The 20,073-nt window shown below is 53.9% G+C and carries 25 protein-coding genes; 16 read left to right on the forward strand and 9 right to left on the reverse strand.

Features of this window, described 5'->3' with window-relative positions:
- Window positions 1-151: 151 nt before the first annotated feature.
- The gene (locus NK55_RS11555; protein WP_024125880.1) at window positions 152-487 is read left to right on the forward strand and encodes a carbon dioxide-concentrating mechanism protein CcmK; all 336 of its coding nucleotides are present in this window, start codon (window positions 152-154) and stop codon (window positions 485-487) included.
- 144 nt (window positions 488-631) lie between these two features.
- On the opposite strand, the gene NK55_RS11560 is transcribed toward NK55_RS11555, so the two are convergent.
- From NK55_RS11560 to NK55_RS11575, 4 genes are all read right to left on the reverse strand, one after another.
- Window positions 632-835, reverse strand: a complete 204-nt coding sequence (locus NK55_RS11560) for a phycobilisome linker polypeptide (protein WP_011056799.1) — start codon at window positions 833-835, stop codon at window positions 632-634.
- Between the two features lie 142 nt (window positions 836-977).
- Window positions 978-1,463 carry an allophycocyanin subunit beta gene (apcB, locus tag NK55_RS11565; protein ID WP_011056800.1) on the reverse strand — a complete coding sequence of 162 codons (486 nt, stop codon included), beginning with the start codon at window positions 1,461-1,463 and terminating at the stop codon, window positions 978-980.
- A 59-nt stretch (window positions 1,464-1,522) separates the two neighbouring features.
- A complete protein-coding gene (gene apcA, locus NK55_RS11570; protein ID WP_011056801.1) occupies window positions 1,523-2,008 on the reverse strand; it encodes an allophycocyanin subunit alpha in 486 nt (161 codons plus the stop codon).
- A 227-nt stretch (window positions 2,009-2,235) separates the two neighbouring features.
- Window positions 2,236-2,556: a DUF3067 family protein gene (locus NK55_RS11575; RefSeq protein ID WP_024125881.1), complete on the reverse strand. Its 321-nt coding sequence runs from the start codon at window positions 2,554-2,556 to the stop codon at window positions 2,236-2,238.
- A gap of 107 nt (window positions 2,557-2,663) precedes the next feature.
- Between NK55_RS11575 and petC the strand changes: the two genes are divergently transcribed.
- The 10 genes from petC (at window position 2,664) to NK55_RS11625 (ending at window position 11,841) form a co-directional block, all read left to right on the forward strand.
- Window positions 2,664-3,206, forward strand: coding sequence for a cytochrome b6-f complex iron-sulfur subunit (gene petC / locus NK55_RS11580; RefSeq protein WP_024125882.1), 543 nt, complete (start codon window positions 2,664-2,666; stop codon window positions 3,204-3,206).
- Window positions 3,207-3,226: 20 nt separating this feature from the next.
- Window positions 3,227-4,162 carry a cytochrome f gene (petA, locus tag NK55_RS11585; RefSeq protein ID WP_024125883.1) on the forward strand — a complete coding sequence of 312 codons (936 nt, stop codon included), beginning with the start codon at window positions 3,227-3,229 and terminating at the stop codon, window positions 4,160-4,162.
- 21 nt (window positions 4,163-4,183) lie between these two features.
- Entirely contained in the window at window positions 4,184-5,593 is a 1,410-nt protein-coding gene (mnmE, locus tag NK55_RS11590) for a tRNA uridine-5-carboxymethylaminomethyl(34) synthesis GTPase MnmE (RefSeq protein WP_024125884.1), read from the forward strand.
- A 3-nt stretch (window positions 5,594-5,596) separates the two neighbouring features.
- Complete coding sequence (locus NK55_RS11595; protein WP_024125885.1) at window positions 5,597-7,333, forward strand: ABC transporter ATP-binding protein; 1,737 nt, start codon at window positions 5,597-5,599, stop codon at window positions 7,331-7,333.
- Between the two features lie 120 nt (window positions 7,334-7,453).
- Complete coding sequence (locus NK55_RS11600) at window positions 7,454-8,218, forward strand: MinD/ParA family protein (protein ID WP_024125886.1); 765 nt, start codon at window positions 7,454-7,456, stop codon at window positions 8,216-8,218.
- A gap of 72 nt (window positions 8,219-8,290) precedes the next feature.
- Entirely contained in the window at window positions 8,291-8,605 is a 315-nt protein-coding gene (locus NK55_RS11605) for a MarR family transcriptional regulator (RefSeq protein WP_024125887.1), read from the forward strand.
- Window positions 8,606-8,779: 174 nt separating this feature from the next.
- Window positions 8,780-9,478 carry a triose-phosphate isomerase gene (gene tpiA / locus NK55_RS11610; protein WP_255325267.1) on the forward strand — a complete coding sequence of 233 codons (699 nt, stop codon included), beginning with the start codon at window positions 8,780-8,782 and terminating at the stop codon, window positions 9,476-9,478.
- Window positions 9,479-9,743: 265 nt separating this feature from the next.
- Entirely contained in the window at window positions 9,744-10,340 is a 597-nt protein-coding gene (locus NK55_RS11615; RefSeq protein ID WP_024125889.1) for a tetratricopeptide repeat protein, read from the forward strand.
- A gap of 68 nt (window positions 10,341-10,408) precedes the next feature.
- Window positions 10,409-10,663 (forward strand): hypothetical protein, encoded by a 255-nt coding sequence (locus tag NK55_RS11620; RefSeq protein ID WP_024125890.1) that lies wholly within the window; start codon window positions 10,409-10,411, stop codon window positions 10,661-10,663.
- A 5-nt stretch (window positions 10,664-10,668) separates the two neighbouring features.
- The gene (locus NK55_RS11625) at window positions 10,669-11,841 is read left to right on the forward strand and encodes a murein transglycosylase A (RefSeq protein ID WP_024125891.1); all 1,173 of its coding nucleotides are present in this window, start codon (window positions 10,669-10,671) and stop codon (window positions 11,839-11,841) included.
- Here NK55_RS11625 and NK55_RS11630 read toward each other — a convergent pair whose 3' ends face one another.
- From NK55_RS11630 to NK55_RS11640, 3 genes are read right to left on the reverse strand one after another with little or no spacing between them, the layout of a single operon-like run.
- Entirely contained in the window at window positions 11,842-12,891 is a 1,050-nt protein-coding gene (locus NK55_RS11630) for a zinc-binding dehydrogenase (RefSeq protein WP_024125892.1), read from the reverse strand.
- A gap of 18 nt (window positions 12,892-12,909) precedes the next feature.
- Entirely contained in the window at window positions 12,910-14,028 is a 1,119-nt protein-coding gene (mraY, locus tag NK55_RS11635) for a phospho-N-acetylmuramoyl-pentapeptide-transferase (protein WP_024125893.1), read from the reverse strand.
- Between the two features lie 45 nt (window positions 14,029-14,073).
- Window positions 14,074-14,427 carry a DUF3134 domain-containing protein gene (locus NK55_RS11640; RefSeq protein ID WP_225871756.1) on the reverse strand — a complete coding sequence of 118 codons (354 nt, stop codon included), beginning with the start codon at window positions 14,425-14,427 and terminating at the stop codon, window positions 14,074-14,076.
- Window positions 14,428-14,488: 61 nt separating this feature from the next.
- Between NK55_RS11640 and NK55_RS11645 the strand changes: the two genes are divergently transcribed.
- Complete coding sequence (locus tag NK55_RS11645) at window positions 14,489-14,827, forward strand: hypothetical protein (protein ID WP_024125895.1); 339 nt, start codon at window positions 14,489-14,491, stop codon at window positions 14,825-14,827.
- Window positions 14,828-14,857: 30 nt separating this feature from the next.
- Here NK55_RS11645 and metK read toward each other — a convergent pair whose 3' ends face one another.
- Window positions 14,858-16,108 (reverse strand): methionine adenosyltransferase, encoded by a 1,251-nt coding sequence (gene metK / locus NK55_RS11650; protein ID WP_024125896.1) that lies wholly within the window; start codon window positions 16,106-16,108, stop codon window positions 14,858-14,860.
- A 185-nt stretch (window positions 16,109-16,293) separates the two neighbouring features.
- On the opposite strand from metK, the gene NK55_RS11655 reads away from it, so the two are divergent.
- Entirely contained in the window at window positions 16,294-17,193 is a 900-nt protein-coding gene (locus NK55_RS11655; protein ID WP_024125897.1) for a CoB--CoM heterodisulfide reductase iron-sulfur subunit B family protein, read from the forward strand.
- Here NK55_RS11655 and NK55_RS11660 read toward each other — a convergent pair.
- On the reverse strand, window positions 17,190-17,747 hold the full coding sequence (locus NK55_RS11660; RefSeq protein ID WP_041429310.1) for a 5-formyltetrahydrofolate cyclo-ligase: 558 nt from the start codon (window positions 17,745-17,747) through the stop codon (window positions 17,190-17,192). The genes NK55_RS11655 and NK55_RS11660 overlap by 4 nt on opposite strands.
- A 78-nt stretch (window positions 17,748-17,825) precedes the next feature.
- Here NK55_RS11660 and ureA point away from each other — a divergent pair, with 78 nt between their 5' ends.
- The 3 genes from ureA (at window position 17,826) to NK55_RS11675 (ending at window position 19,920) form a co-directional block, all read left to right on the forward strand.
- The gene (gene ureA, locus NK55_RS11665; protein ID WP_011056825.1) at window positions 17,826-18,128 is read left to right on the forward strand and encodes an urease subunit gamma; all 303 of its coding nucleotides are present in this window, start codon (window positions 17,826-17,828) and stop codon (window positions 18,126-18,128) included.
- 168 nt (window positions 18,129-18,296) lie between these two features.
- Entirely contained in the window at window positions 18,297-19,595 is a 1,299-nt protein-coding gene (thrC, locus tag NK55_RS11670) for a threonine synthase (protein WP_024125899.1), read from the forward strand.
- Between the two features lie 49 nt (window positions 19,596-19,644).
- Window positions 19,645-19,920, forward strand: coding sequence for a MoaD/ThiS family protein (locus NK55_RS11675; protein WP_024125900.1), 276 nt, complete (start codon window positions 19,645-19,647; stop codon window positions 19,918-19,920).
- Window positions 19,921-20,073: the final 153 nt, after the last annotated feature.

Genomic DNA, 20,073 nt, shown 5'->3' on the forward strand with positions numbered 1-20,073 from the left:
TGGCGATAAAAATCAATTATTGCGATCGTCCCTAGAACTTATCAAGGCTCTCAATAGAGATGATATGCTGAGGTTGCTAAATCAGTGCGTTCCTTGGCGATCGCAAGAATGGCACCACTTTAACAGTTTTTTGTGTTTAGGAGCAGTCTTCATGCCCATTGCCCTTGGGATGGTGGAGGTACTGGGTCACCCCCCTGCCTTAGCTGTTGCGGATGTCATGGTGAAAGCGGCGCGCGTTACCCTTGTGGGCTATGAAGTGGTCAGTGGTGCTCGCCTGACAATTATTGTGCGCGGTGATGTTTCTGAAGTGCAAATTGCCGTTGCAGCGGGTGTCGAAGCCGCTAAGAAAATTCCAGCTCAGAGTCCCAAGGAAAAAACACTCTATTTATCATCAACAGTGATCCCGCGCCCCCACGAGAATTTAGAGGCCGTTTTCCCGAAAATGCGGTTCCAATATGGCGATGGCTGGGAGCGTTTTCTCGTTTAGCAGCCTTGAAAGGGCTTCGCCAAGTTTTCCTAATGAGCAAAACTTCACCGCTGAGATAATTGTCTTAGCGGGGAGCAGCCCACCCAACCAACTATCTCAACAGTGAAGCCTCAAAATCTCTAGGAAGCAGCTTTAGAGGGGTACCTAGGCCAGGCCAGTATTGACCCCGGGCTTACCCGTAAACAGTTCCACTTTCACAATTTTGCCACCCATTTTTTGGATGCGTTGTTGCTCGCGGAACCAGTTTTCGTAGGGCACCAGTTTCGTGAAATAGGTATTTTGCAGTTCGCGCTGGGTGCGAATACGGGTTTGACTCGGCACGCAGGCGGTAATTTTGAACATGCGCATGGAATGGGACTCCAAATCTGTGTGGGGGGATTACACGTCTGGGAGCTAAAGGCCAGATTCAGACTGTTTAAGCACAATTGCCATGACAGGCTGACACTCTAACCCCTAACTCCCAGACAGATGTGCGACTGGAGAGCTGTATCTAGCTTAAGCCAGAGCAGATGTAGTCAAAGTAGATGCCCATTTCTTTGCCGGCATCCGCACCCACCAAGCTGGCAGTGACTTCTTTCATGGCTTGGATGGCTTGCACAGTGGCAGCGATGGGCACGCCCAAGGAGTTGTAGGTTTCTTTCAAGCCATTGAGCACCCGCTCATCGAGGATAGAAGGATCCCCCGCCAACATGGCATAGGTGGCATAGCGCAGGTAGTAGTCGAGGTCGCGGATACAGGCTGCATAGCGACGAGTGGTATACATGTTGCCACCGGGACGGGTGATGTCAGAGTACAGCAGGGATTTGGCCACTGCTTCTTTGACAATGTTGGCGGCATTGGCACTGATCACACTCGCAGCCCGCACCCGCAGTTCACCAGTTGCGAAGTAAGCTTTCAGCTTCTCCATGGCGGCAGTGTCGAGGTATTTGCCTTGTACGTCAGAGGCGTTGATGACAGCGGTAATCGCGTCTTGCATAGTTCTTTTTCCTCAAAAACGATTTGGATGATGGATCAATCTAAGGATGCTGAGGCGACCTACTGCATGGCGCCAATCACGAAGTCAAAGTAAGAACCGGCTTCAGCGGCATCTTCCGCAGACAGCAGCGAGCAAGCAACGTTCTTCATGGCGCGAATCCCTTCAGCCACAGCGGGAATGGGGGTACCGAGGGAGTTGTACATTTCACGCACACCCACCAAACCAATTTCTTCGATGGGGGTGACATCACCAGCAACGATACCGTAGGTCACAAGCCGCAGGTAGTAGTCGAGGTCACGCAGGCAGGTGGCGGTCATTTCTTCACCGTAGGCATTGCCACCGGGGGAGACCACATCAGGCCGTTTTTGGAAGAGTTGATCGCCCGCTTGCTTGACAATGCGCTCGCGGTTTTCCGTCAGGGTTTGGGCAATGCGCAGACGGCGCTCGCCAGTGCTGACAAAGTTTTTGATGCGATCCAGTTCACCGGGGCTGAGGTAACGGGCCTCGGCATCTGCATTCACGATCGATTTCGTGACGACGCTCATTGAGTTCCTCCAAAGTTGGAATTGTAAAACAAGGGTCTTGATAATGTGGCATCTGCCATTGGAATGTTACGACTTACCGAACTCCTGAAGGAGAGAGGTACGGGGATTGACCCGACCAGCTGCCGTAACCTTCCGCAAACATTCTCAGGCATAGGGGGGACATCTCCCACATCATCGCAATCCTTTTTAACATTCTTAACGTTTTTTCAAAAATCTGCTAAGGGCAGCTATTCCAGCCATTCAATAATGCGGGTGCCAAGGTCGAGGGGAATATTCACAGCCTTGCCGAGGCGGGGCTTTTCACGGGTGGTCTCAATATAGGTGCAGACCTGCTGGGCACAGCCCCAGTCATTGAGGTGCTGCGCGATCGCCCCTAGGTGGGCAGCATAGTCTTCGGGGGTATCAGGATAAGAGGCCTGCTCAAGGTAGCGCCACATGACCTGCAAAAAGATGCGATGGCCAACGCGGCGAAACTGAAGATCAAAGGAGCGCCCCCATTTGCGCAGGAGCAAGGCATGGAGTTCATCACCAGTAAGGGGCGTCAGCATTGGTTCAGCCCTTGTGGTTGGGACGGCTCGGACAATGTGATAATAGTTAACAGACGTAATTATTTTACGGCTGTCCGTTTCGATTTCTTAGTAAATAAGCGTAAACCATGGCTCAAGTTTCTGGAATGTCCGATGTGCCCGATATGGGGCGGCGACAGTTTATGAATCTACTGACGTTTGGTACCATCACCGGTACGGCGTTGGGTGCCCTCTACCCTGTCGTCAAGTACTTCATTCCGCCCTCCAGTGGGGGCACAGGGGGGGGTGTGGTTGCCAAGGATGCCTTGGGCAAAGATATTAAGGTTTCCGAGTATCTCACAAAGCATCTGCCGGGCGATCGCTCCCTTGCCCAAGGGATTAAAGGGGATCCCACCTACGTGATTGTTACTGAGGATCACCAAATTGCCAATTACGGCTTGAATGCTGTCTGCACTCACCTTGGTTGCGTGGTCCCTTGGAATGTGAGTGAAAACAAGTTCATTTGCCCCTGCCACGGCTCTCAATACGACAGCACAGGTAAAGTGGTGCGTGGCCCCGCTCCCCTCTCCTTGGCACTAGTGAATGCCACTGTAACCGAAGATGACAAACTGGTGTTTACCCCCTGGACGGAAACCGATTTCCGCACGGGCAAAGAACCTTGGTGGACGTAAAAAGAAATTTAGGGAGTGGTATGAAACACTTGTTCAAATCCTTGATGCTGGCGATCGCCCTTGCCGCCAGTGTACTTCTCTGGTCACCGCAAGCGCAGGCCTATCCATTCTATGCCCAGCAGGGATACGACAGTCCTCGGGAAGCCACCGGTCGGATTGTCTGTGCCAACTGCCACTTAGCTGCGAAGCCCATCCAAGTCGAAGTGCCCCAAGCCGTTACCCCCGATGCCGTTTTTGAAGCGGTGGTGAAAATTCCCTACGACACCAGTGTGCAACAGGTGCTGGGGGATGGCTCTAAGGGGGGTCTGAATGTCGGTGCGGTGCTGATGCTGCCAGAGGGCTTCAAAATTGCTCCCCCCGATCGCCTCCCCGAGGAGCTGCAAGCCAAAACCAGCGGCATTTACTACCAACCCTACAGTGACGATAAGCAAAACATTATTCTGGTGGGGCCGCTACCGGGTGAGCAGTATCAGGAAATTGTTTTCCCCATCCTCGCCCCCAACCCAGCGACGGATAAATCCATCCACTTCGGTAAATACTCTGTCCATGCCGGGGGCAATCGCGGTCGCGGCCAAGTCTATCCCAATGGCGAAAAGAGCAACAACAATGTCTTTACGGCACCGATTGCGGGCACGATTACGAGTATTACCGCTAACCCCGATGGCAGCACGGCGGTGGTGATTACCCCCGAGAGTGGCGAAGCAGTGACGGAAACCATTCCCGCTGGTCCTGAGCTCATTGTCGGTGAAGGCCAAACGGTGGCCGCTGGTGCAGCCCTGACTAACAATCCCAATGTGGGTGGTTTTGGCCAAAAAGACACGGAAATTGTCCTTCAGGATCCCAACCGCATTAAGTGGTTGCTGGTCTTCTTTGCTGCCATTACACTGTCCCAGATTCTCTTGGTGTTGAAGAAGAAACAGGTGGAGAAAGTACAAGCAGCAGAGATGAGCTTTTAGGGAGTTGTATCCCCAACGGTCGTGCGATACCTCCATGACACGATTGTGGCGATCGCCACGGCTATTGTGCCCCAGCAAGGGAGTATCGGCATTGTCCGTCTCTCCGGAGCCAAAGCGGTAGCGATTGCCCAATCTTTATTTGAGGCCCCTGGCAAGCAGCCTTGGGAATCCCACCGTATTCTCTATGGCTATGTCCGAGACCCCCAAACCAAGGAACGGGTAGATGAAGCGCTCCTACTTTTAATGCTTGCTCCCCGCTCCTATACCCGCGAAGATGTGGTGGAATTTCATTGCCACGGTGGCTTGATACCGGTACAGCGAGTGCTGCAATTGTGTATTGCTGCAGGTGCCCGCCTCGCAGATCCGGGGGAATTTACGCTGCGTGCTTTCCTCAACGGTCGCCTTGATCTCACCCAAGCTGAGAGTGTGGCTGAACTGGTGGCTGCCCAATCCACCGCAGCCGCCCAAATCGCCCTCGCCGGCCTCACGGGTAAATTGGCTCGTCCCCTCCAGCAGATTCGGCAAACTTGCTTATCTCTGTTGGCAGAAATTGAAGCGCGCCTAGACTTTACCGATGAGCTACCTCCCCTGGATCCAGCAGCCATTGCTGAACAAATTCGCCAGTTACAACACCAAGTAGAGGTGTTTTTAGCCACGGCAGAGCGGGGAGCGCTGATCCGCACCGGGCTGAAAGTGGCAATTGTTGGCCGGCCCAATGTGGGGAAGTCCAGTTTGCTGAATGCTTGGAGTCGGAGCGATCGCGCCATTGTCACCGATTTGCCGGGCACCACCCGTGATATTGTTGAGTCTCAATTGGTAGTCGGTGGGATTCCAATCCAAGTGCTTGATACCGCAGGTATTCGCGAGACCGATAACCTTGTGGAACAAATTGGCGTCCAGCGATCGCGCCAAGCCGCCCTCAGCGCTGATCTCATCCTCTTTGTCATTGATGCTAGTCAAGGGTGGACAGCTGCAGATCAGGAGATTTACGACCAACTCCAGCTGCAACGGCGGCGGCAGCAAGCGCCTCAGTCAGTCTTGGTGGTTTTGAACAAAGCGGATCTCCTCAGTGAAACCGTAGAAGTTAAAGATATTCTATTGCCCATTGCCCCCATTCCCACCGTACTGCTCTCGGCTCTCAGTCAAAGGGGAATTGAGCAGCTCGAGGAGGCCATTTTAGACCTTGTCCAGGGTCGAGGGGTGAGCGCCGCCAACCTAGACTTTGCGATCAACCAACGCCAAGCCGGGCTCTTGGAGCAGGTCCACCAATCCCTCAATCATGTGCTGGCGGCCATTGATGCCCAACTGCCCCTGGATTTTTGGACAATTGATCTGCATGCGGCTGCCCGTGCCCTTGGCACATTGACGGGGGAAGAGGTCAGCGAGTCAATCCTCACAGAAATCTTTAGCCGCTTTTGTATTGGTAAATAGGCTATGCTGGGCAAAACCAGTTATCGTTTTCTTCTTCCCTACGTATTGCGCTATTGGCGAACCCTCTCCCTAGCACTGTTGTGTACGGTGGGCTTTGTGGGCACGGCCCCCTTGGCTGCCCAGTTAGTGGGTCAAACCTCTGAACTTGTGGGGACCGGCAATGTGAGGCAGTTATTACCGTGGGCAGTGGCTGCCATCCTGCTCTTTCTTTGGCGGGGGATCTGTCAATTTGGTCAAGATGTGTTGATGGCCGATGCTGCTTTTCGGGTGGTTTACGATATTCGCCTAATTTTGTATGCCCACCTGCATCGCCTTGGGGTGGATTTTTTTGAGCGCATGGGTAGCGGTGATCTCACCTACCGATTAGCGGGGGATGTGGAGGCGATCGCGATCGCCATAATTAGAGTGTTTCAACAACTTTTGCCGGCCCTGCTAACGGCGATCGCCCTCATGGCCTATATGTTCTGTCTCAACTGGCCACTCACCCTAGCGGCTTTGATCATCACTCCCCTGATGGTGGCCGCAATCAGTTGGTTTGGTGAGCGCTTACGCACTGCTTCGCGGCGTAATCAAGATGCCCTTGGCGGACTGTCCTCCTACCTTACGGAAACCTTCGCGGGAATTCGCTTAATCAAGGCATTTGCCACGGAGGAGACGATCTTTCAACGCTTTCAGCAAGAGGTGGAAAGGAACCGCCGGGCCTATTTTCAAATTGCTCGGATTCAGGCAACGCAGTACCCTGTGGTGGGTTTCTTAGAAGCCTTGAGTATCATGAGCTTGTTTCTGCTTGGGACATGGCAAATTGGCGCCGGCAATCTCACACCCGCGCAATTGATTAGCTTTGGCGCCGCTGCCGCTTTACTCATCGATCCCGTCAATCAAATCTCCAGCAGCTATAGCTCCCTCAAAGTTGCTGAAGCCTCTTTGGATCGCAGTTTTAGCCTATTGGCGATTGCACCGAATGTGCAAGAAGTCAGGGATGCCCAACCCTTACCCCCCATTACTGGCAAAGTAGAATACCGCCATGTGTGGTTTGCCTATGAGCCTGATCAACCCGTGCTCCAAGAGTTCAATCTCCTGGTGCAGCCTGGGGAAGTGGTGGCGCTGGTTGGCCATTCCGGGGCAGGCAAGTCAACCCTCATTAACCTCCTCCTGCGGTTCTACGATCCCCAAGCAGGGCAAATTCTCATTGATGGCATTGATATTAAAACCGTGACCCTCAAAAGCCTGCGGCGTCAAATTGGCATTGTGCCCCAGGAAACAATACTGTTTTCAGGCACCATTGCTGAAAATATTGCCTTTGGGGATTCTGAACCCGATTGGGAGCGACTGGTTGAGGCAGCCAAAATTGCCAATGCCCATGACTTTATTACTCAGCTTCCCGATGGTTATCAAACATGGCTCGGGGAGAGGGGTATCAATCTCTCAGGCGGCCAACGGCAGCGCCTGGCGATCGCCCGTGCCATTTATGCCGATCCGCGGATTTTAATTTTGGATGAGGCAACCTCCGCTTTGGACGCCGAATCAGAGACCTTAGTGCAAGATGCTTTGGAGAAGGCAATGAAGGGGCGTACCGCCTTTATTATTGCCCACCGTTTGGCCACGGTGCGTCGCGCCGATCGCATTCTTGTTCTAGAGCAGGGGCGGATCATTGAAAGTGGCACTCACCAAGAACTGCTCGCCCAGTCTGCCCGCTATGCCCAGTTCTACACCCAGCAGTATCTCCCAGACGCGGAATGACCTTTTTTCTGATGGGCTGGCCCTTTGGGTTCGTTCTATCTTCTGAATTTGGGATGGGATGTTTCCTCGACGGCGGGATGTGAAAATAGACGTTGAATTCTCAGATCAGCGAGGACGGCCATGGGGAGCATTATTTCTGTGCATTCTTTTCGCGGGGGCACAGGCAAATCAAATACAACCGCAAATCTGGGCTGTACCTTGGCGATATTGGGCTATCGGGTGGCGATCGTAGACACCGATATTCAATCCCCCGGTATCCATGTGCTCTTTGGCCTTGAGTCGGCAGATACGGAAAATGCCCTGAATGATTACCTGTGGGGACGCTGTGACATTACCGATGTGGCCCGTGATGTCAGCCATCTCATTACTGCCCATGGCCAGCAAGCCAAAGGAGCCATCTATCTTATTCCTTCTAGCCTCAAAACTAGTGAAATTACCCGTGTCTTGCGGGAGGGCTACGATGTCGGCCTGCTCAATGATGGTTTTCAGCAGTTGCTGCAAGGGCTGAATCTGGACTTTTTGCTGATTGATACCCACCCAGGACTGAATGAGGAAACCCTGCTGTCGATTACGATTTCCGATGCCTTGGTACTGATTCTGCGACCCGATCGCCAAGACTTTCAAGGGACAGCGGTCACCGTTGATGTGGCGCGACAGCTTGATGTGCCGAAAATGGTCATGGTGGTTAACAAAGTCCCCAGTGCTTTTAATCAAGACTCCCTCAAGCAGCAGGTGGAGACGACCTATGGTGTGCCGGTTGCGGGCATCCTACCTGTTTGTGAAGAGATGTTTCAACTGGGGAGCAGCGACATTTTCTGTTTACGCTACCCTGAGCATCCCTACAGTCTTATTGTCAGGAGTGTTGTGCAGCATTTGTTGGATTAGGATAGCCTAGGAGTAGGGACGGTTATTTTGATCCTTTCTGGGTGCCACTGCCGTTGAGGAACACTACCGATCATGAATAGTCAAGACGCCAGCAGTGATTCCGAGAGGTGTCTCAATCCAGCAGATTTACTGGTTTTGCCCGAGCGCCAGCGATCCCTTTTGACACTGATGATGCGCCAGCCGATGCCCTGCACTGTGCCAGAATTGGCTAACCAGCTGCACTGGTCTGCCCAGGACGTCAGCGCTACCCTCGCGGAGGTTCTTCAACTGGGCTACGTAACAGTTGACAATGACACCTACCGAGTTAAATTCGGACGGCGTACCCCGCGCGTCCAAGCCAAGGGTCAATCTCCCCGTGTCGCGGCGGTTTGGGACAAGTTGGGCTAGGTCTCAAGCGGAGGTTTTCAGTCACTTCCTCTAAATTATTAATTATTAATATTAATAATTATTAAATTATTAATAATTACTAGGGATAACCCCTGTGGTAGGCTTGATCAGGTTAAGTTTCGCAGAGGAAAATCAGGACGAGTGCGCCCAAAAGTTCTTGCTGGCAACTGGAAAATGCACAAAACCCAACAGGAGGCAGTGGCCTTCCTACAGGAGTTTTTAGGGGAATTGGTGGACACCCCCAGCGATCGCGAGGTGGTGCTATGTGTTCCCTACACCTGTTTGAGTGTATTGTCTAAGAGTCTGCACGGAACACGGGTGAAGCTGGGTGCCCAAAATGTCCACTGGGCAGATCAAGGGGCGTTTACGGGCGAAATTTCGCCACCGATGCTGGTGGAGCTGGGCGTGCGCTACGTGATTATTGGCCATAGTGAGCGGCGACAGTATTTTGGTGAAACGGATGCCACGGTTAACCAACGGCTCAGGGCTGCCCAAAGCCACGGCCTAACACCGATTCTCTGTGTCGGTGAAACGAAAGCCCAACGGGATGCCGGCGAAACAGAAAACCACATCTTTCAGCAGTTGGCGCTGGATTTGGTGGATGTGGATCAGACCAATTTGGTGATTGCCTACGAACCCATTTGGGCGATCGGTACCGGTGACACCTGTGAAGAAACGGAAGCCAACCGTGTCATTGGTTTGATTCGCAGTAAGTTGCACAATCCCGATGTCCCCATTCAGTACGGTGGCTCAGTGAATGCTAACAACATTGATGCCATCATGGCCCAGCCAGAAATTGATGGGGTGCTGGTGGGTGGCGCTAGTTTGCAGCCGGAGAGTTTTGGGCGCATTGTTAATTACAAGCCCCTTTGAACATCACCCAAAGTTCCCCGTCAGTGCCCTACACCACACCTATCCCAGAGATAGAGCACTGTCTTCTGAGCGGAAAACCTCAAAATATCAACACCCAGCCTTTTTTCCAAGGATTTAAAACCGCGACAGAGCGGAAGGCTGGGTGTGCCGCCCAGAAAGGGGTCGTAGCTAGCAATTTATTACAACTGTTATCGTTTGCTGACCGATCGCTTCATTTTCTTTTAGGATCGAAGTAAGGCTGAGCAATGCCGAAAGGAGGCCGACGATGCGCCAACAACTCTTCAGTACTTTGACGGTTTTAGCTGCTTTTGTTGGTCTCAGCAGTGCTGTTGTGGCACAGCCGATGGCGATCGCCACCCTGACTCCCCCCGAACTTCAGGAACTGCAACGCCTGATGCCCCGCAGTGCCGAGGACTACTACAACGTGGGATTAATGCACCAAGGTACGGGGGACCTGGCCGCTGCCATTGATGCCTTTAGCCAAGCGATCAGACTCAACCCCAGTGCTGACTACTACTTTGCTCGCGGCCTGGCCTATTACGACCAAGGGGATATGCAGCGGGCGATCGCTGACTTTACCACTGCGCTGCGCAACGATCCACAGTTTATTGCCGCCTACTACAACCGCGGCATGGCCTATCTTGCCCTGCAAAACTACAATGCAGCAATTGCGGACTTTGATGCTGCCCTAGCACGGGATCCTCAATTTGTTGCTGCCTACTATAGTCGGGGCATGGCCCACTTCGACAGTGGGAATGTGGAACTGGCGCAACGGGACTATGAGCGTGCTCGCGCTCTCAACCCAGCCATGACCGCCCAGTACTATGATCGCGCTCCCCGTCCCCTCACCGGTGGTCCCTAGTACCTGAAGCCACCAATTACAGCGATAATAGAGGATAATGTGCACGATAAGGATGAGCGATCGCGCCTATGCCCAGAACCCCTTCTGAATTTGCGGTTCATTTATTTCTGGAGGGCGGTCACCGTGAGGAGGTGCGCTTCCCCACCATTCAAGACTTCCAGAAGTGGTACAGCAACGAGTTGGCGGCCAAAGCAGATTCCAACGACTTTATTTCTGTTCCCATTAAAAACATTCAAGGGGAATACATGGTGGTGCGCCCCTCAAAAGTCTTTGCGATTCGGGTAGAACCTGTGTTTGCCTCCAGTGTCGATCGGTTTGCCTAGGCTCTATGGCGGGTTTATGGACAGGATGGCTTCAGGGGGTCATCATCCTCGCAGCGGGCGCGATCGCCACAGCACCAACGGTTGCTCCCTTGACGCGCCAAAGCCAACTTCCACCAACCGTTGCCCTAGATACTGCCCTCTGGCAATCCCGCGGTGAGCGAGCACGACTCCTCCAAGCCATTGATCATAGTTTGCGTTACCTGCGTACTGAGAAGGCCCGCCAAGACTACGCCGCCTACACCGCTATTGGCCAACCCGGAGCAGCCCTTGGCCCCAATCTCCAGCAGCGGGTCATCCGCTCCCTCGAACGCTTTCGCCATCTGGTACAAACCCGTCGCTCTGCGGCAGAACTGCAAGCCGCCGTCAAGCGAGAATTTGTTTTTTATCAATCCATTGGCGCCGATGGCCAAGGGCGAGTGGAGTTCACGGGCTATTATGCACCGACCTATCGTGCCAGCTTAGTGCCGACAGCAGAATACCGCTATCCTCTATTTCGTCGCCCCCCTAATTTTGAGCAGTGGCCAGAGCCGCACCCCACTCGCTTGGAACTGGAAGGGGCGGATGGGCAGCAGTGGCGCAATGGCCCTTTGCGGGGTCTGGAACTGGTCTATTTGCGCGATCGCCTTGAGGCTTTTTTGGTTCACGTCCAAGGCTCGGCTGAGCTGCAACTGCCCAATGGTCGCCGCTTTACCGTGGGCTATGCCGGCAAAACGAATCACCCCTACACCAGTATTGGCCAAGAACTCATTCGCGATGGCAAGATTGCCCGTGAGGAACTGACACTCCCGCGCCTCATGGCTTACTTTGAGGCCAACCCTGCTGAGCTCGATCGCTACTTGCCCCGCAACGCCAGTTTTGTCTTTTTTGAACACACCCAAGGGCGTCCTCCCACAGGCAGTCTCTCGATGCCGGTGACCCCAGAGCGTTCGATCGCCACCGATAAGTCTCTAATGCCACCGGGCGCCTTGGCGGTGATCAACACGCAGATTCCCCTCAAGGCCCAAGGCCAATGGCGGCAAACCCCCGTTAGCCGTTTTGTGTTGGATCAGGATACGGGCAGTGCTATTCGGGGGCCAGGTCGTGTCGATATTTTCATGGGCACGGGAGATGTCGCCAAAGCGCGCGCCGGTCTCGTCAATACGCCGGGGCAGTTGTACTATTTGCTACTGCGGCAATAGCTAGGGTTGCAGGGCGACTTTGATCACTTGGCGTGCCTTCATGGCTTGCAAAACACTTTCAATCTCCGTTAGGGGGGCTTGGCCACTAATGAGCTTCTCAAAGGGCAGTGTACCGCTGGCAATCAATTGCAGAGCCTGACGGACAAAGGGGGGAGTGTTGTGAAAGACCCCCTTGAGGGTGAGTTCTTCGTAGTGCAGGCGTTCTGTATCCACGCGGATCGCCGTTTCCCGGGGACAACCACCAAAGAGGTTAATCGTGGCGCCCGGCCGACCACAGGCGATCGCCGTTTCCCAGACTTCAGGAATCCCAGTGGCTTCAATGACAATGTCGGCGCCCCGTCCTTCCGTCCAGTCTTTGACGACGGCGGGAATTTCCCCGCACTGGTGATGATTGATGGTTTGCTCTGCCCCAAAGGTGGTAGCGATCGCCAGCCGCCCATCGGAACCGCCAAAGGCAAGAACCCGTGCCCCCTGTTGTGCCAGCACGCCGACAAACATTAGACCAATGGCGCCATCCCCAAGGACAACAATTTGCGGTGGACTCGGCCACGTTTCCACCATAGCCGGGTCAAAGCCAGAGCGGGCAACACCATGGAGAACACAGGCGAGGGGTTCGGTCAGCGCTGCCAAGGCAAAGGAGAGGCATTCTGGAATGGGCAAAAGGTTTTGGCGGACAATACTGGCAGGAAGTTTCAAATACTCGGCAAAGGTGCCATTGTTAAACTCCAGATGAGGACACAGGGAAAAGGCCTGCCGCTGACAATAAAAACACTGACCACAGGGGGCAGAATTATTGGCCACCACGCGATCGCCCACCCGCCATTCAGTCACACCAGCTCCAAGGGCAACAATTTCCCCGGCAGCTTCATGGCCAAAGAGAATCGGCGGAGTCAGCATCCGGGCATGACCCCCGCGGCGCCATACCTTCAAGTCGGTGCCACAGGTGGTGGCGGCCCGTACCCGAATCACCACTTCCCCCGGCCCCGGCGTCGGATCAGGGACGGTTTCAATGCGGACATCTTCTTTGCCGTAGAGCACTGCGGCTTTCATTGCACTTCCCCCATCCAATTAGGCCAACCATTGCAGGAGGCCGCAGAGCAGTCCCAAGAGGGCAACGACCCCATAGAAGGTGGTCACCACCCGCAGTTCTGACCACCCCCCCAGCTCAAAGTGATGGTGCAGAGGTGCCATGCGCAGCAGCCGCTTGCCCACGCCGTCGGGGCCTTTTGTTGCCTTGTAGTAGAGCACTTGGGCAATCACTGAAAGGGACTCCACAAAAAAAAGACCACTGACAATCAACAGTTCCCAGAGGTGGTGACTGGCCAAGCCAATGCCCGCAAGGACTGCCCCCAGGGCTAGGGAACCGGTATCCCCCATAAACACCCGTGCCGGATGGTGATTGTGCCAGAGGAAGCCAAGACAGGCACCACTCATAACAACGGCCAGAATTTGCAAGTCGGGATAGGGGCTGAGAATCATCCCTAAAGCAAGGAGGGCGATCGCCGCCGTCCCAGTCGCCAGACCATCGAGACCATCGGTAAGATTCAGAGCATTCCCTTCCGCCATCGGCACAAAAATTGCTAAGGGGATAAATGCCATCCCTAAAGGCCAGACCCATCCCCAGGGAGCCGTCACAACCGTTGCCGTTGGATCACTACCCACCAGCCAAGCACAAAAAAGAGCCGCCCCAATGCCCTCCAGCAGGAGCCGCAGCCGAGCCGATAGTCCTTTGTTGGATTTGCGCCGCAGAACTTGCCAGTCGTCCCACCAGCCAATGGCCGCATACCAAAGCACCAACAGGGCGATCGCCCCCACCGTTGGCGATAGCTTCCCCTGAGCAAACCCTGTCCACAGGAGGGCTAGCCCCAGCCCCGGCGGCACAAAAAAGATTCCCCCCATCGTCGGTGTGCCCGATTTTTGCAGGTGAGATTGTGGGCCATCTTCGCGGATAATTTGCCCAGTTTTCAACCGCCGCAACATGGGCACGACGGCCATCCCTAGAACCGCCACGATGGCAAAACTCACCAAATAAGGCACCGTTAAGGTTTGCAACGGCCGTTGCCAGTGGTTTGCCCCTGTATCGTAAGCAATGCTAGCAATGAGGAGGCCAATGGCGAGAAGGCCAAAAAGCCGCCGTCCCGTTAGCCAACGGGGTTCAATCGCAGCCCTGGTTTTGGTGGAAGGCATGGGGATAGCTTTAGCACATACTCCGATAATAGGGGGATTTGTGCCCTACTCCTCAAGCCCTAGGTCCTCTTCTTCGTCGTAATCGCCCAAGGAGTCACCCACAAATTCCTCAATTTCACCCATATCATCGAGGGTGCTATCAATGATTGGGTCTGCCTCATTGGCATCGCGGGGAATAAGGCGGCCGGTTTGCTGTAACCATTCCAAAATTGAGCGATCAGAACGCCCCTCAGCAGTGAGGTTCTTTTGGGAAATGGGTTCTTCGTACAACGAGGGATTGTATAGGGTCATAGAGCGATGGGTAACAACCAAGTAGGGGCAATCAATCCAATCTTTTAGTTTAACGTTTGGCCATAGGAATGTAAACGTTGGCCGCAGACCAATCCGCCACAGTGGCACATTCTCTGGAACCTGCCTAAACTGGAGAAGTCTCTAAAGAATGGGCATTAGGCTTTCATACATGAGGGATCGAAAGAATGTCTTTACTCAAAACATCATCCATTCCCTTGATGGTTTTAAGTGTAGTGTCTCTCGGTGGGGGGCGATCGCCACCCCCTATCCTCCAGAGGTGGTTTCCCGATTCACCAGTGAATGCACAACCGCTCTGGAACAGCAAGTGCCTCAAATGGCGCAATACGGCAATGCCTACTGCACCTGTGTGATCAATGAACTGCAATCCTCGCTGACCTTAGCCGAGTTTCAAGCCATTGGTGAAAGTGTGCAGACCAATATCAAGCCGGAAGTGCGCCAGATGCTCACCCAGACCGCCCAAACCTGCCTGCAACGAGTCAGCCAGTAACTAGGGGGGGACAACTCCCCCCATACTTTCCTAGACTGCACTTAGAAACTGAGCAGCAGCAGCTTGCAGATCGGCAACTTTATCGAGTCTTTCCCAAGGCAAGTCAAGGTCATGACGCCCAAAGTGACCATAGGCTGCCACATCTTGGTAGAAGCGACCACCGCGATCTTGGGGTAAGTGGCGCAGGTTAAAGGTTTGAATAATAGCAGCGGGGCGAAGATCAAAGTGGGTTTTAATCAACTCCAACAATTGCTCTGGGGCGAGTTTGCCCGTGCCAAAGGTATCCACAAAGAGGCTCATGGGGCGAGCAACGCCAATGGCATAGCTAATCTGTAACTCGCATTTGTCCGCCAGCCCTGCGGCAACGATGTTTTTGGCAATGTAACGAGCCATATAGGCGGCACTGCGATCCACTTTTGTCGGATCTTTACCGGAAAAGGCACCCCCCCCATGGCGGGCATAGCCACCGTAGGTATCCACCACCAGTTTGCGCCCCGTGAGTCCTGAATCCCCTTGGGGACCGCCAATCACAAATTTGCCCGTAGGATTGACTAAAAAGCGGGTGTTTCCATCGGGTTGGAGGGTCAAATCGGCAAAAACTGGCTTGACAACTGCCTCCCAGAGATCGGCTTTAATCTTGGCTTGAACAGCGCTTTCCTCGCTAATGTCATCAATGGTGGCGGTGTGTTGGGTGGAAATCAAAATTGTATCAATCCCCACTGGTTTGCCATCCTCATAGATGACCGTGACTTGGGTTTTGCCATCGGGGCGTAGGTAGGGAAGCTGACCCGTTTTACGGACAGCAGCTAAGCGGCGTGCCATGCGGTGTGCCAAGCTAATGGGCAAGGGCATATACTCAGGGGTTTCATTGCAGGCATAGCCAAACATAATCCCCTGATCGCCGGCGCCAATGCGATCCAGTTCGGCGTCACTGAGCTGTTCCCGGGCTTCCTGGGCTGTATCCACACCACGGGCAATATCGGGGGATTGCTCATCAAGAGCAACAATGACGGCACAGCTATTGGCGGCAAAGCCATTGTTAGCATCGGTATAGCCAATTTCATGGATTTTCTGCCGCGCTAAGTTAACGTAGTTGACCTGTGCCTTGGTCGTAATTTCCCCGGTAATCAGGACTAAACCCGTATTAACAACCACCTCAGCAGCCACGCGACTCTGGGGGTCTTGGGTGAGCAAAGCATCCAGAATGGCATCGGCAATTTGGTCGCAAATTTTATCGGGGTGGCCTTCGGTGACGGACTCTGAACTGAATAAGTAACGCAAGATCGCACTCCTATGGCATGGATGATTGAAAGAAGGCAAGAAATTGCCTGGTGGCAACACGGACTTTTGACTAAAAACTAAGCACTTGTTTCTAAATCCTAGGATTATAACTGAGCAGCGAGACGTTACGAAGGTAATGTGATGATTGGCTAGACTAGGGGCAGATTTTAGACTTTTCAAGTGGTATGCCTGCTTTACGCTATGCCTACTATCCCGGTTGTGTGGCTCAAGGTGCCTGTCGGGAATTAGATCTCTCAACGCGGGCGATCGCCCCCCTGTTGGATATAGAGCTTGTGCCACTGAAGCAAGCCAGTTGTTGTGGCTCAGGTACCTTTAAGGAAAATTCATGGCTGCTGGAAGATACCGTGAATGCCCGCAACATTGCCCTTGCAGAACAGTTAGGCCTGCCCCTGTTGACCCATTGCAGCACCTGTCAGGGGGTGATTGGCCATGTGGATGAACGCCTCAAAAGGTTTCAGCGCGATCGCCCGGCGTACGTGGCAGAAATTAACCAAGTGTTGACGCAACAGGGCTGCGCTCCCTACCAAGGCACAACAGAAGTCAAGCATTTGCTCTGGGCAATTGTTGGCGATGTGGGCATTGACCAGTTGCGCGATCGCGTCCATCGTCCCCTCAAAGGACTTCGCTGCGCTGCCTTTTATGGCTGTTACCTCCTGCGCGCCCAAGAGAGACTCCCCTTTGATCATCCGCTCCATCCCACCTCGATGGAGCAGGTATTTGAGGCGCTAGGAGCGACCCCCATAGAGTATGAGGGACGTACCCAGTGCTGTGGTTGGCCAATTTCTAGCTATGCCACGGCGGCCAGTTTTGCGATGGCCGCCCAACGACTCCAGAGCGCGATCGCCAAGGGTGCGGATTGCATTGTCACCCCCTGTCCCCTGTGTCACCTCAATCTCGATGCCCGTCAACCGGAGATTGCCCAGCAGGTGGGGGTTCCCCTCAATCTGCCGATTCTCCACTTGCCGCAACTAGTGGGTCTAGCCCTTGGCCTGAGTCCGGAGGAACTTGGTTTGAGAAAGCACATCGTCTCGACGCAGCCAGTGTTAGCCAAGCTGGGTCTTTAGCGGATTTCCCAGAGGCCTGATTCAGTGCAAATTGCTTGCAGCGGCTGATCCCACGGATCATGGGGCAATTCTTCTACAAGCGCTGCCTCAAAGACAATCCCCCAGCGACACACGTGCTGCCAGTCAGGGTGGGCAAAGAGGCGATCAAAAAAACCCGCGCCATAGCCGAGGCGATACCCCTGGCGATCGCAGGCAACCGCAGGAATCAAACACAGATCAACGCAAGCGGGATCAATAGGAGGAGCTTCGGGGGACGGTTGCCAGAGGCCATAGCGGCCTTGCTGGAGAGTGTCTTCTTTGCCATCAAAACAATGCCACTGTAAATCCTGGCCCACCACACGAGGTAAGCCCCACTGTTTCGGGAGTAACCACAGGGAGCGCAAATCCGGTTCTCGGCGATGGGGCACGTAGGTCAACACCGTGGTTGCCTGTTGAAACTGGGGGTGATCAAACAAGTGCTGACAAATGCGCTGACTGCGCTCTTGCCACTCGCGATCGCTCAGGTGCTGCCGCCATTCAAGATAGTGTTGTCGCAATCTGACTTTATCGCTCATTGATTTGACATTGATTTTCTGGGCCCCCAAGCCACAGGCTAGTATATGAGGTAGAGCCAATGCTTAACCCTAGCAACGATGCAACTATCCCCGCAAGAAAAAGACAAGCTCCTGATTTTTACGGCCGCTCTTGTGGCCGAACGTCGCAAAGCCCGGGGTCTCAAGCTCAATTATCCCGAAGCAGTGGCCTATATTTCTGCGGCCATCTTGGAAGGAGCGCGGGAGGGGCGCACGGTTGCCGATTTGATGAACTATGGCACAACGCTGCTCACCCGTGATGATGTTATGGAAGGGGTGCCAGAAATGCTCACAGAGGTGCAAGTCGAGGCAACATTTCCCGATGGCACAAAGTTGGTGACAGTACATACCCCCATTCGCTGAAGTCTCAAGAAGCCTCAGGAGAGTGCCAACGGAGGACGAGGAACCCATCCCCAACAGGAAGAATTTTGCTGGTGATTCAAATCCCGATAAAAATAGTCGGATATGTTTGACAGGGTGATCGCCCCCTGCTAGGATGGTCAACAACTTGTCTGAGGCAGTCTGAGACCCATGACCGCAACCTTGACCTCCACCACCGAAACCGCCTATTTTACCCACCTCAAATGCAAAGAGTGTGGCGCAGAGTACGAACCCCAAGCCATTCATGTCTGTGAGTACTGTTTTGGCCCCCTAGAGGTGAAGTACGATCTGGAACGCTTGGCGGCAGTTGTAACGCGCAGCACCATTGAGGCGGGTCCGAAGTCCATTTGGCGCTACCGTCCCTTTTTGCCGGTGACCTCGGCAAACCCCATTGATGTGGGCACAGGGATGACTCCCCTCATCAAAGCCCAGCGGCTGGGGCGGCGGCTTGGGCTCAAGCATCTGTACATCAAAAACGATGCGGTGAATATGCCCACCCTCAGCTTCAAGGATCGGGTGGTATCGGTGGCGTTGACACGGGCGCGGGAATTGGGCTTTACGACGGTGTCCTGTGCCAGTACCGGCAATTTGGCGAATTCAACGGCGGCGATCGCGGCCCATGCGGGGCTAGACTGCTGCGTGTTTATTCCAGCGGATCTGGAAGCGGGTAAGGTCTTGGGGACGCTCATCTATGGACCAACGGTGATGGCGGTTGAGGGCAACTACGATCAAGTCAATCGTCTCTGCTCGGAGGTGGCAAATACCCATGGCTGGGGGTTTGTCAATATCAATTTGCGCCCCTACTATTCGGAAGGGTCAAAGACGCTAGGTTATGAGGTAGTTGAACAGTTGGGCTGGCAACTTCCTGACCACATTGTGGCCCCCTTGGCTTCCGGCTCTCTGTTCACGAAAATTTACAAAGGTTTCCGTGAATTTGTGGCAGTGGGTCTAGTGGCTGACAAACCTGTCCGCTGTAGTGGTGCCCAAGCGGTCGGCTGCTCCCCCATTGCCCAAGCCTATGCCGAGGGGCGGGACTTTGTGGCACCCGTGAAGCCCAACACCATTGCTAAATCGATTGCCATTGGTAACCCCGCCGATGGTGTCTATGCCCTAGACATTGCCCGCAAAACGAATGGGGCGATCGCTGCGGCCACCGATGAAGAAATTGTGGCAGGCATTAAGCTGCTTGCGGAGACGGAAGGGATTTTCACCGAAACCGCTGGTGGTACCACAGTTGCTGTTCTCAAAAAGTTGGTGGAATCGGGCAAAATTGACCCCGAAGAAGTGACCGTTGTCTATATCACGGGCAATGGCCTGAAAACCCAAGAGGCGGTACAAAACGATATTGGTCAACCCTTGACGATTGAACCGAAGTTGGCCAGCTTTGAGCGCGCCCTAGAGCGATCGCGCACCCTTGAACGGTTGGATTGGCAACCGGTATTGGTCTAGTTAGTTTTCCCAAACTTTGTTGAAATCTATGGATGGTTTGTAGAGGTCTATGGCTGTTACTGTTTTGATTCCGACTCCCTTGCAAAAACTCACCCGCGATCAGGCAACGGTGGAGTGTCAAGCCCAATCGATCGCTGAACTCCTAGAGAAGCTAGAGCAGGACTGCCCCGGCATTAAAGGGCGCCTCTGTGATGAAAACGGTCAGCTGCGGCGGTTTGTGAATTTCTACGTCAATAACGAGGATATTCGCTTCCTCAATGGCATTGAAACGCCCCTCAAGGATGGCGACGAGGTCAGCATCATTCCCGCGATCGCTGGCGGCTAAGGCGTTGTCAAGGGATGGTCTGATTCCTGCTGCACTGACTTGGCCCATAGGCAAAACATAGGCAAACCCTGTGATTTAAGGGTAAGGAAACGCTGGAGCTAGCAGGCGATGCCCCTAGGGGGTGATTTGCCCGCTCTCAAGTAGACATTTGTT

The organism is Thermosynechococcus sp. NK55a, from assembly GCF_000505665.1.
Taxonomy (GTDB): Bacteria; Cyanobacteriota; Cyanobacteriia; order Thermosynechococcales; family Thermosynechococcaceae; genus Thermosynechococcus.